General features: G+C 45.3%; 9 protein-coding genes. 4 read left to right on the top strand and 5 right to left on the bottom strand.

Annotated features, from left to right (window positions below; genetic code table 11):
- Positions 1 to 112: 112 nt before the first annotated feature.
- A complete protein-coding gene (locus AB4512_RS20265; protein ID WP_372175472.1) occupies positions 113 to 2,296 on the bottom strand; it encodes a malate synthase G in 2,184 nt (727 codons plus the stop codon).
- A gap of 117 nt (positions 2,297 to 2,413) precedes the next feature.
- A complete protein-coding gene (locus tag AB4512_RS20260) occupies positions 2,414 to 3,367 on the bottom strand; it encodes a LysR family transcriptional regulator (RefSeq protein ID WP_061038005.1) in 954 nt (317 codons plus the stop codon).
- A 130-nt stretch (positions 3,368 to 3,497) separates the two neighbouring features.
- Between AB4512_RS20260 and AB4512_RS20255 the strand changes: the two genes are divergently transcribed.
- Both AB4512_RS20255 and AB4512_RS20250 read left to right on the top strand, forming a co-directional pair.
- Positions 3,498 to 5,096, top strand: coding sequence for an isocitrate lyase (locus AB4512_RS20255; protein WP_146490956.1), 1,599 nt, complete (start codon positions 3,498 to 3,500; stop codon positions 5,094 to 5,096).
- 196 nt (positions 5,097 to 5,292) lie between these two features.
- Positions 5,293 to 5,871 carry a hypothetical protein gene (locus AB4512_RS20250; RefSeq protein ID WP_017059982.1) on the top strand — a complete coding sequence of 193 codons (579 nt, stop codon included), beginning with the start codon at positions 5,293 to 5,295 and terminating at the stop codon, positions 5,869 to 5,871.
- Positions 5,872 to 5,974: 103 nt separating this feature from the next.
- Here AB4512_RS20250 and AB4512_RS20245 read toward each other — a convergent pair whose 3' ends face one another.
- On the bottom strand, positions 5,975 to 6,367 hold the full coding sequence (locus AB4512_RS20245) for a cystatin domain-containing protein (RefSeq protein ID WP_136974693.1): 393 nt from the start codon (positions 6,365 to 6,367) through the stop codon (positions 5,975 to 5,977).
- A 668-nt stretch (positions 6,368 to 7,035) separates the two neighbouring features.
- Here AB4512_RS20245 and AB4512_RS20240 point away from each other — a divergent pair.
- Together AB4512_RS20240 and AB4512_RS20235 are read left to right on the top strand one after the other, a co-directional pair.
- A complete protein-coding gene (locus AB4512_RS20240; RefSeq protein ID WP_372175469.1) occupies positions 7,036 to 8,265 on the top strand; it encodes an acyl-homoserine-lactone synthase in 1,230 nt (409 codons plus the stop codon).
- On the top strand, positions 8,258 to 10,867 hold the full coding sequence (locus tag AB4512_RS20235; RefSeq protein ID WP_372169565.1) for a response regulator: 2,610 nt from the start codon (positions 8,258 to 8,260) through the stop codon (positions 10,865 to 10,867). Before AB4512_RS20240 ends, AB4512_RS20235 begins: the two co-directional genes overlap by 8 nt.
- 122 nt (positions 10,868 to 10,989) lie before the next feature.
- Here the strand turns inward: AB4512_RS20235 and AB4512_RS20230 are convergent, their stop codons facing one another.
- Positions 10,990 to 11,628: an RpiB/LacA/LacB family sugar-phosphate isomerase gene (locus AB4512_RS20230; protein ID WP_017059986.1), complete on the bottom strand. Its 639-nt coding sequence runs from the start codon at positions 11,626 to 11,628 to the stop codon at positions 10,990 to 10,992.
- Between the two features lie 53 nt (positions 11,629 to 11,681).
- A complete protein-coding gene (gene kduD, locus AB4512_RS20225; protein ID WP_017067926.1) occupies positions 11,682 to 12,443 on the bottom strand; it encodes a 2-dehydro-3-deoxy-D-gluconate 5-dehydrogenase KduD in 762 nt (253 codons plus the stop codon).
- Between the last annotated feature and the right edge of the window lie 227 nt (positions 12,444 to 12,670).

Below are 12,670 nucleotides of genomic sequence, written 5' to 3'. Positions count from 1 at the left end.
GATGAACCAAAAAAAAGCCGCGCTATAAAAGCGCGGCACCTTGGGCTCGGTTAAAGGGGGGGTTCTTTTTTTAGTATTTTACATTCTCTATTTTTGTTATTCGGTTGCTTCGCTATTCCTGTGCTTTCAGTTTTAGACGCATCGCGTGCAGTACTGGCTCGGTGTAACCGCTCGGCTGAGCACAGCCTTCGAATACCAACTGACACGCCGCTGAAAATGCAATGCTGTTTTCAAAGTCAGGCGCCATGTTACGGTAGCTCTGGTCGCCAGCGTTTTGCTCATCCACCACTGCGGCCATGCGCTTCATGGTTTTCATTACCTGAGCTTCCTCGCAAATGCCGTGACGTAACCAGTTCGCAATATGTTGGCTTGAAATACGCAGCGTCGCTCGGTCTTCCATCAAGCCGACATCGTTAATATCAGGTACCTTCGAACAACCAACGCCTTGATCAATCCAACGAACCACGTACCCCAGAATACCTTGTGTGTTGTTATCCAGCTCACTTTGAATATCTTGCGCAGTCAGCTTTTGGTTGCCCAGTAGCGGGATAGTAAGAATATCATCAACATTGGCTCTCACTCGCTCACGAAGCTCTTTCTGACGGCTTGGTACACTCACCTTGTGATAGTGCAGCGCGTGCAAAGTCGCGGCGGTTGGAGAAGGAACCCAAGCAGTATTAGCACCCGCTTGTGGATGTCCGATTTTCGCATCCATCATCTTCGCCATGTTGTCTGGCTCTGGCCACATACCTTTACCAATCTGGGCTTTACCTTGCAGGCCACAAGCTAAGCCAAGATCAACGTTTTGATCTTCGTATGCGCCAATCCAAGTCATGGTTTTCAGCTGTGTTTTAGGAGCGAATGGTCCCGCTTCCATACTGGTGTGAATCTCATCACCCGTTCGGTCTAAGAAACCTGTGTTGATGAACACAACACGATCTTTAGCCGCTCGAATACATTCTTTAAGGTTAACCGAAGTACGACGCTCTTCGTCCATGATGCCAACTTTGATCGTGAATCGATCTAGCCCTAATGCATCTTCAATGCGACCAAACAGCTCATTGGTGAACGCGACTTCTTCAGGACCATGCATCTTAGGTTTTACAATATTGATGCTGTTCGCGGTCGAGTTTTGGTAAGCACTGTTGCCTTTTAAATCATGCATCGCGATTAGCGAAGTGATCATGCCATCCATAATGCCTTCAGGCACTTCATTGCCTTCGGCATCAATAATCGCAGGGTTGGTCATCAGGTGGCCGACATTACGGATGAACAACATGCTGCGGCCTTTTAGTGAAATCTCACCCCCCGTCACGCTGGTGTATTGGCGATCTGGGTTAAGGTTACGAACAATGGTTTTGCCGTTTTTCTCTAGTGATTCTTGTAGATCACCTTTCATCAAGCCTAACCAGTTACGGTAAGCCAATGCTTTGTCTTCACCATCAACTGCAGCAACCGAGTCTTCGCAATCCATAATGGTTGTTAGAGCGGCTTCGACTAATACATCTTTAATTCCCGCCACATCGACGCTACCAATCGGTGCGCTCGGGTCAATTTGAATTTCGATGTGCAGATTATTGTGTTTAAGAAGAATGCACGAAGGGGAACTTGCGTCACCTTGATAGCCAATGAACTGGTCGCTATCAATGAGAGTGACTTCTTCGCCGTTATCGAGTGTCGCTATTAATTTATTGCCGATGCTAGCGTTACTGATGCTGTATTTGGTGACGTCTTTATGGGAGACGCCGTTTAATGGCGCTGCGTCATCAAGGAACTCGCGAGCATAAGTCACTACTTTAGCGCCACGGGCTGGGTTAAAGCTTCCGCCCTTTTCCGCGCCATCACTTTCACTGATCACGTCCGTTCCGTAGAGCGCATCATATAGGCTGCCCCAACGCGCATTGGCTGCGTTAAGTGCAAAACGTGCGTTCATGATTGGCACCACAAGCTGCGGCCCTGCTTGTGTTGCGATCTCAGGCTCTACGCTCGCTGTCGTCACTTGAAAGTCATCGCCTTCAGGAACCAAATAACCGATCTGCTGTAAGAACTGTTTGTACTCCACAGGATCGAGCGTTTGCCCAGCACGCTCTTGGTGCCAAACGTCAATTTGATGTTGAAGATCTTCACGTTTGATAAGCAGTGCACGATTCTTTGGTGCTAGATCTTTAAGGATGGCTGCGAAAGATTGCCAAAAGTCCTCTGCGACTATGCCTGTTCCAGGAATGACCTGCTCATTAATTAATTGGTAGAGGGTGCTATCAATGCTCAAGCTTCCCTGTTGAATACGACTGCTCATAAAATCTCTCTCAAATTAACCGCTGACTACTAAATAAATTTACGTAACTGACGAAAATTTAGCTAATTTATGCCGCTTATATTGGATATTCACAAAAGAAATACCACAAAAACTGTGTTATCCCGTCACACCACTTTCGATTTCATTGGCGACACTTTTGATCAAGCGACGCATCCACTGGTGGTCTGGATTGGTTTGTAACAATGGGCTCCACGCCATCTTCACCTCAAAGGGTTCAATCGCAAATGGGGCTGGTTTGATTAACAAATTAGGGTTGTTGCGCTGCAATTGCGCGGCTTTGGTTGGAATAGTAAGGATAAGGTTTTTCTGCTGAGCGAAGAGAATCGCAGATAGGTAATGTCGGGTAAACACCGTGATATTGCGGGTTTTACCAATGCGCATTAACGCTTCATCTATCCAACCGAGCTTTTGCGCTTCACTTGGGTTGATCCCCACTCCGGTTCCCATCCCCGTCTTACTTACCCAGATATGTTGCGCTTTCAAATAGGACAAAATATCAAAGTTATCGGCTATTGGATTATCACAGCTGAATAGACAAGAAAACCCGTCGTGCCAAAGGCTCATCTGGTGAAAGGACTGTGGAATGTCATCAAAACGGTTGATGATAATATCCACGGTGCCTTGTTCTACATCCTGATAACTCACGTCACTTGGCGTCATTATATCCAGTCGTATTTTCGGCGCTATCTCGCTCAGTTTTTTCAATAGCGGCTGAATAATGGTCGACTCAGCATAGTCACTCGCCATGATACGAAACACGCGCTCACTGTCTTCTGCATTAAACTCTGTGGTCGGCTGTAGTGTCTTTTCTACATTCGCCAAGATGTTGCGGATCAGCGGTTGCAACTTTTGCGCGCGCTCGGTCGGCACCATCCCTTCACTGGTTCTCACCAATAGCGGATCTTCAAACAGATCGCGTAGTCGGCGCAGTCCATTACTCATGGCTGGTTGAGTTATTCCTAATTGATTTGCCGCTCGTGTAACGTTTCTTTCACGTAGCAACATGTCTAAATACACAAGTAAATTAAGGTCTATACGAGCAATATTCATAAGAAAAATACCGAATATAATAACTATAAATTAACAAAATTATCACATGCGTGGTTATTCTTTGTCCATAGCAAAGTTTTAATCCAAGCCAATTTGGCAACCATACCCCACGTGAAACTAAGGAATAGTTATGTCGCAAATTACACAAGATATCGAAATGATAGAAGTTGCAAAAAGCGCTGCAGGTGCTCCATGGGATGCAATCAATGCTGAATCTGCTGCTCGTATGCGAGCTCAAAACAAATTCAAAACAGGTCTAGATATCGCGCAATACACGGCAGATATCATGCGTGCGGATATGGAGGCTTACGACAAAGACAGCTCTCAATACACTCAATCTTTAGGTTGCTGGCATGGTTTTATCGGTCAACAAAAGCTGATTTCTATTAAGAAGCACTTTGATGGCAAGACAGATCGCCGCTACCTATACCTTTCAGGTTGGATGGTTGCAGCACTTCGCTCAGACTTTGGTCCACTTCCAGACCAATCAATGCATGAGAAAACATCGGTTGCAGGCCTAGTAGAAGAACTATACACATTCCTGCGCCAAGCTGATGCTCGTGAACTAGGTGGCTTATTCCGTGAACTGGATGCAGCCCGTGAAGCAGGCGATGTAAACCTACAAGATCGTATTCAAGACAAAATTGACAACCACGTAACACACGTAGTGCCAATCATTGCCGATATCGATGCAGGTTTCGGTAACGCAGAAGCGACTTACCTAATGGCTAAGCAGATGATTGAAGCGGGCGCATGTTGTCTACAAATTGAAAACCAAGTTGCCGATGAGAAGCAATGTGGTCACCAAGACGGCAAAGTAACGGTTCCACACGCTGACTTCCACGCAAAACTTCGCGCACTTCGTTACGCTTTCCTTGAACTAGGCATAGACAACGGCGTTATTGTTGCTCGTACCGATTCTCAAGGCGCTGGTCTAACAAAAGAAATCGCAGTAGTGAAAGAGCCGGGCGACCAAGGCGATATCTACAACTCATACCTAGATGTTGAAGAGATCGATGTTGCAGATATGGCAGAAGGCGACGTTTGCTTTAACCGTGACGGCAAGCTAGTTCGACCTAAGCGTCTACCTTCAGGTTTATACCAATTCCGCCAGGGTACGGGCGAAGACCGTTGTGTATTCGACTGTATTGAAGCAATCAACGCAGGTGCTGACCTACTTTGGATTGAGACTGAGAAACCACACATCGGCCAAATCAAAGAGATGATGGATGGCGTTCGCGAAGTTCACCCTAACGCGAAACTGGTTTACAACAACTCTCCATCATTCAACTGGACGCTAAACTTCCGTCAACAAGCTTACGATGCATTGGTTGCTGAAGGTAAAGATGTATCAGCTTACGACCGTGCAAACCTAATGAGCGCGGAATACGATGAAACTGAACTGTCTGCAAGTGCTGACGAGAAGATTCGTACATTCCAAGCGGACGCATCTCGTGAAGCGGGTATCTTCCACCACTTGATTACTCTGCCTACTTACCACACTGCAGCGCTGTCTACCGACAACCTTGCGAAAGAGTACTTCGGCGACCAAGGCATGTTGGGTTACGTTGCTAATGTTCAACGTAAAGAGATCCGCCAAGGTATCGCATGTGTTAAACACCAAAACATGTCTGGTTCAGACATCGGTGATGACCACAAAGAGTACTTCGCTGGTGAGAATGCACTAAAAGCAGCGGGCGAAGCGAATACGTCTAACCAATTTGATTAATCGCTAAAACTAAAGCCTCCCCCGCCCTTCTCTCTTACTTAGGTAAGATCCGGGGGAAGGCTTTGAGATAAAGCTTGTACTGCCAGCTTTATCTCAAAGCCTCAGATTTGTGTTCCACACCACGGTTAACCGAACAACTTCTGTTTAAGCTAACTGTATACATAATTGTTCAGATTCCTATTTGTTGAGAGTGCCTATGACTTCAATACCTACACACCTACAAGATGCAAAAACACTGTTATCAGAGAATGGTTTCGCGACGGGTGATACTTGGTATCACGGCACATCTTCAGCTTTATTGGCTTCGATTCAAGGCCAAGGTTTAAAACGTTCTGGAGACAAAGCGCTCAACGAAGCAGCTTCAAAAACTATGGCAACCATCGGCAACAACTATACCGAATCGGTTGAGCCAGTGTTTCTCACTCAGAGTAAAGAACTGGCGTACTACTGGGCTCAACAAACCGTTCGTGAGCGAGGCGTTCGATTCGAAGGTGAAGAACAACCTATCGTACTAGCGGTAAACCTATCTGAAAAGCAACGCACCAAAGTAAGACCGGACGTAGGCGCAATGAGTCTATTGATGATGAGTGTGGGTGAACAATTCATGTCTCATCTCACTGAAATTTATCAAGCCAACAACATTGCAGGCCCCGACATCGAGCTTCGCACTGCCGATCGCATGGACTACCTCAATAAACTCGGTATGGCCTACATTGATGAAGACATCAGCCGCGCTTGTGTTCAGGAGTTAGCTGAGCCCGAGTTGGCCGACTGAAAACGTTCAACAAATCAGTCTTCTTAAAAACAAAAATGGCTCCCAATACGGAGCCATTTTTATTTGCTATCAGCCTATCTCACAAGATACAGACGCATCTAGATTATGAGCACAGAAGACCTTTCTGTGCAGGTTGCGTCATTTCGATGTCACCTTGTAGAGAACGGTAAACGATGGTGTTCCACACTTCACCATTATCCATTTCAAACTCAATAGCGTAATTCAAACCCGCGACAACCTGAGTTCGAACACTCAAGATCTGCTTGAGCTCAGCTGAAGTGTTCATTTGGCTAAGAACTGCGTTTAAAGCTTGCTTGGCTTCTGGTGTTATCTCACTTTTCGACCAACCACCCGTCAGGTTTTTAGTGCTGCAGGTGGGGTTCGCATTCTCTTGCGGTTGAGTTGGTACCTCTGATTTCTGACTACACCCAGCTAACGCCACGACACTAAACAAGGTTGCTGTTCCAAGTAATGATGTTAATCGTACGTTCTTCATAAATTCTCTCTACCTCAATCATTTACGAGGGATTACTCGCAATAATGTTTCATATGCAGGCAAGCTTAAACCTCGAATGTCATCACTTCATCAGAGATTATGGTGTAACTACTCTATAAACACAGGAGATTGTCAGGAAAACAAGACGAGCACTGGAGCTCTGCTTTTATCCACCTGATATTTAAATCATTAAAATGAGTAGCGAGAGAATAAGCGAGTAATAATACAGACATAATTAATCAGATAATTACATACTTCACACCAAAAACATTCCTATCACGATTAATAAGATGAGCTCATCTTGATGTGGATTATGATATTGGTTCAAAAAATAGATATTTGAAATTATTTTATAAATCCAAAAGTTTATGCTCGACTTAATCATGTCTGATTTTAAAACTGTGATCCAACCCTACAAGTTGTTGATAATAATGTATTTTGTTCATCTTTGAATTCATTCAAATATGGAAAATCTTTATTGTTGAGGGTGAGTGCAAGTAGTAAAATCTCGCCCGATTATGCAACTTACTTCTCACACCATGGACACAAGTAAAGTTACGATTGGCTCTCTCAAAGTAACGTAACTTCAAACACATACCTAAAATCAGTGTCCTATAGATAGTGCAGATCAAATAAAAATAATTATATAAACCTAGGCTAGGTTAAACATGAAATTAACGTCGTCTTTAGGCTCACTGTTGGCTAGCAGTCTGTCTATCGAAATAAAACAGCGAGCGCTGATAGAGCTCGTCATCAACACTTATCAGCCACATGAGCGCACTGAGCTTTTTCAAAGCGTGACTGAATATCGTAGAAGCCAATTAGAATTGCTTTTCCCAGAGCATCAAAACAAAAGCTACTCTGTATTGTTTGAGGTGATGGACTACCGCGATCTGATTCTGCGCTATCCAAATACACTATCTGCAGAGATTGCTCTTCTAGAGCAGGCTGTAGGGCAGTGCTATATGCATTGGCTAGATTTCTGGTGTGAGTGTGAAATTGCTGCGATCAAAGCAAAATCTCCATTAAATCCAAGCTCCATTTCTCATGTCGACCTCCCTATCAATGACAGTGCTTATTACGGTGCGATCATCGAACAGATAGAACATGAGCCACTTTTGGTACAAACACCGAGTCACCCACAAGGAATGCCAATCAGCGATGCCATTGCTTTAAGCAATCTCGAGGTGTTCATCAAGGGCGAGAAATGGTTTGAGATGCTGCCTTTATTACACCTTTCTCAGGCAGGTAAGCATTTTATTCTGCTCAAGCATCCAGTCGATGAAGCCTTTCCAACACTGGTTTCCTCTGCGCTGATTCAAGACTGGTCTAAGAATGACACTTGGCTAAGTTACGCACCGCCGTTCAGCAATGAGCAATGGCAATACTGTTTACCCAATTACGGCTACGATGAACTCGCAGGGTTACAACTTTTCACACCGCCTACACTGTCAAAATGTTACTCTCTCCCAGAATTTGACCAACAATTCCAGTTACAATTGTCCGACAAAGATGCCCTGTGTGAGGTGTTACGTCTGACAGTCAGTGGCAATACCCAACAAAAGCTCTATTTCCTCTACCTTTCTCAAAAAGAGCTGATGAGTGTGTTACACCAAATAGGCTATAAGATTGGCTTCACTATTATCGAGCAACCTTTCATGCTTCAGTTTTATCAAACCATTGATTCCAATACATACTTCCATTCTGGATATTGCGAATTAAATGACGATGGCACGACAATTTATCGTGGATTCTGGAATTTTGAGATGATGGTAAAAGCGTTCAATAATGTCGATTTTCGAAGCTACAAACGCGCAGTGCGAGAAAGCAGAAAGTCATTAGAAAAGTCGCGCTCGGCAGGAAAAACTAGCTCGGTGAAAAAGGATGAACATGTTTGATTTCGGCCTAGAGGCGATCATCTATGCAAAAGCAATCACACTGCTTGCAACCGTGGCTGTGGTTGTCATGTGGTTGTTCTATTACTGCTATCGCCTGAAACAGAAGAACGAAGTGATCGCAGGGACACACCATGCCCCTTACATCGCGTATTCGATCTGCATTGTTGCGTGGATCAGCAGTAACGCTTATTTCCATACCGACTTATTACCGGAACTTGGGGCCTCGGCCGCCGTGTTCGCCGCAAAGTTTGCCAACCTCGCCTCGTTCTTTGCGTTTGCCTTTGCCTATTACTTCTCGTGCAAACTCGCCGCTGAACAACGTAATGGTAAGGTTCATGTGTGGCAGCAAGCCATTTTCGTCACCCTGACCGTCTACTCCTTCTTTATCAATTTAAGTCCGGGGTTAACCGTTGAACACGTCACCATTGCAGGCCCAAGCCAGTTCGTGATTGAGTTTGGCCCGCATACGCCGTACTTCTTTATTGGGATGATTAGCTTTGTAGTGCTAACACTACTCAACCTGGTGGCCATGCGCGCCAACAGCAGCAAGCTAACTTTAGCCAAAACCAACTATATGATCGCCGGCATTTTAGTCTTCATGCTGTCTACTGCGACGATCCACCTAGGCATGACCTACTTCTTGCGTGATTTCTCGCTCACTTGGCTGCCACCAGCTTTGTCGATAAGTGAAATGTTGTTCGTTGGCTATGCCCTGCTGACCTCGCGCTTCTACAGCGTGAAATACCTGGCGTACATGAGCCTAAATGCGATGTTGGTTTGTGCTATTTTGGTGATCCCTTTTGGCGCGATATTTATCCCGCTGACAGACGACAGTCAATGGCTTGTTGCTATCCCAATCTGCGCGATTATCGGCATCACGTGGCATGTTCTCTACAAGCGCGTAAGCCACTACGCCTCGTTCTTTGTCTACGGAAACAAGAAAACGCCAGTACAACAGATCCTCTCACTAGAAGACGATTTCAAGCTGTCGATTGATGATGCAATGCGTCGATTAGGTAGCCTATTGCAGATTCCCGAAGACAAGTTGCGTCTGGTGAACAGCAACTACAACGAAACCTTCTACGAAGATTACCTGTCTACCAACAAGTCCGTTTTAGTGTTCGATGAGCTGTCTCAGGAGCTTGATTACACCGCACCAGCCAAGCGCTCGATAAAAGCCCTATATGACAAGATGAGCTCAAACGACACCGCTTTGGTGATGCCTTTATTTGGTCAGGGGAAATCGGTCACGCACTTATTGGTCTCATCACATAAGAGCAACGATAAGATGTTCTCTAACGAAGAGATCTCTGCACTGCAAACCTTGTTAACTCGTGTACAAAGCACCATTGAAGCCGATAGACGCATTCGCCAAAGTCGCGCGCTTGCTAATTCTATCGCACACGAAATGCGTAACCCGCTGGCTCAAGTGCAGCTGCATTTTGAGGTGTTAAAACAGCACATTGATAACCAAGCCCCAGCTAAACAAATCCTAAAGGATATTGAGAATGGCCAAGCGGCGATTCAACGCGGGCGACAACTGATTGATATCATCCTGCGCGAAGTCAGTGACAGTACGCCTGAACACGGCCCTGTGGCCATGACCTCTATCCACAAAGCCGTAGATCAAGCCGTAAGCCACTATGGTTTTGAGAATGAAAAGATCATTGAACGCATTCGTTTACCACAACACGCTGATTTTGTAGCAAAGCTCAATGAAACCTTATTCAATTTCGTTATTTTCAACCTGATACGTAATGCAATCTATTACTTTGATTCTTATCCAGAAAGCCAAATTGAGATCAGCACCAACACAGGGCCTTACGAGAACGTTCTGATATTCCGAGATACCGGCCCTGGCATTGACGAAGCCATTGCACATAAGATCTTTGATGACTTCTTCTCTTACCAAAAAAGCGGTGGTAGCGGCCTAGGGCTTGGCTATTGCCAACGTGTGATGCGTTCATTTGGCGGCCGAGTTGAGTGCCACTCTAAACTTGGGGAGTTTACTGAGTTCCACCTGTACTTCCCGGTAGTACCCAATGCACCCAAAGCAGACGCACTTCGTACGCCTTACTTCAATGATTGGAAAAGTAATCAAACTGCAACTGAAAACAAAACCAACGCTGAAGCTAAGCCAAATAACCCGCCAGAAACGCAAAGTTCAGAGCCAACAAGTACGCTAACCCCAGAGAACCATTTGGCTCCAACCGTGCTTATCGTCGATGATAAAGAAGTGCAACGCACGCTTGTTCAGATGTACCTGAGTCGACTTGGCGTAAATAGCTTACAAGCTAAAAACGGCGAGAATGCCGTCGAGCTGTTCAAAACACACAAGGTCGATTTGATCTTAATGGACGTACAAATGCCGATAATGAATGGTTTTGACGCAAGCCAAATCATCAAGGCACGCTCTCCTCAAACGCCAATCATTGCTTTGTCTGGCGAATCAGGACAGCACGAGTTAGATATGATCAGCAAGTTGATGGATGGTCGCCTAGAGAAACCAACCTCCTTGAACGTGCTGCAACACGTGCTCGATAACTGGCTTGAAAAAGACTGGGCGTCGAATGCTCCCAAAGAAACCGAAGATGAAGAGTAAATTCAGGAAAACACGAATCGCCATTTTTCCAGTTGATTACTGTCTGCCTCACAACTTTCCTTTAATTATTCATCAAAAAGCCAGCCGAACAAGGCTGGCTCTATCAGAACTAAACGCTCTAATTAATCTAAAAGTGAACGAACATAATCAGCGATTTCTTGGTTTTGGCAATGCTCAAAGAAGCATTGTTGGAAACGTTCGCTGCCAACCGCTGTTTTCACTAGATCTTGGTCGATGGCTCTCAGAGAATCAATAAAGTTATCTTTTACCACCGCCGCTTTCACTTCATTCAAAATTGCTGCATTACGTTGCTGTGGTTCTGCACGCTCTAGTGGATACCCATTACCACGCTCGCCTGTGAACGCTTTTTCAAAGATATAACGAATGTTGAGTTCACCTGCCCAGCCAAAGCCTTTAGCAAAAGCGAGAGCGAGAGCATTGCCGTTGTTGATTTGGTTAAACAAGAAAGCATCTGATGGCTCTAGGCAGTAACCACAAACCACACCCGGGTGCAGGTTCAGTGACATCAAAGCACCTTGCCCTGTTCCACATCCCGTCACAACAAAGTCCACAGCCTTTGAGTTGATCAGAATACTGGCCATGATACCTAAGTGGATATACGTTAAGTGGTGATCATTCTCGTCGGTCATACCTAAGTTGAAAACATCGTGACCAATGCCACCCGCCACTGACTCTAGCTCAGCTGCAACCATGGCATTTTTACCTGCCTGACTGTTTTCCATCATTAAAGCGATTTTCATTTATCTTCTCCTGCAAGATTGCTGCAAACTCAAAATTTAGAATAAAAAACCAACTAGCGTGCTAACCAACCACCGTCAACAGCAATGGTATAGCCATTAATGTAATCCGATGCTGATGATGCTAAGAACACACAAGGACCTGCGATATCTTGCGGTTTACCCCAACGTTCAGCCGGAATACGCTCAAGAATCGCTTGATTACGCTCAGCATCTTCACGCAGAGCTTGAGTATTGTTCGTTTCCATATAACCGGGGGCTATCGCATTCACGTTGATATTATCGCGCGCCCATTCGTTCGCCATCGCACGTGTCACGCCCATCACAGCACTTTTTGAAGCCGTATAGGAAGGAACTCGAATGCCACCTTGGAATGAGAGCATCGATGCAATGTTAATGATCTTTCCGCCAGTACCTTGAGCCTTAAATTGCTTTGCAACAGCCTGAGACATAAAGAACACCGTCTTGGTGTTCACGTTCATTACGTCATCCCAATCTTGCTCTGAGAACTCAATAGCATCTTGGCGGCGAATAATTCCTGCATTGTTCACGAGAATGTCGACTTGGCCAAACTCAGCCAAAGTGCGCTCTATAACCCCTGGAATGCACGCTTGCTCGAGAAGATCAGCACTCACGTTTAGGAACGAATGACCTGCTGCACTCATTTTCTCAATAGTCTCTTCAGGCTCTGTTCGGTTAACACCGACAACCTTACAACCGGCTTCCGCTAGGCCTAATGCAATACCTTGCCCAAGCCCCGTGTTACAGCCTGTCACTATCGCTACTTTACCTTCCAGACTGAATGACTCTAAGATCATGCTCGCTTCCTCAATTACATTGGATTCATTGCGTATCGTTATTACCAATAATTAAATCATACAATAAGATGTAAATACGAGAGCGACGTTGTAGAAGTTCGATCTTGCACCAAAATCAGTCGAACAAGTGAAACGGCACCACAAACTAAATGAATAGGGGAAAGTGATTTGAAGACGAGAAACCTATAACCCACTATGAACAATGAGTTCGAAGATCACCCAAACCA

The sequence above is a fragment of the Vibrio sp. 10N.222.52.B7 genome (assembly GCF_041474275.1).
Classification (GTDB): Bacteria; Pseudomonadota; Gammaproteobacteria; order Enterobacterales; family Vibrionaceae; genus Vibrio; species Vibrio crassostreae_C.
The sequence above is the reverse complement of the archived record's forward strand: the minus strand, read 5'-3'. Positions and strand labels throughout refer to the sequence as shown.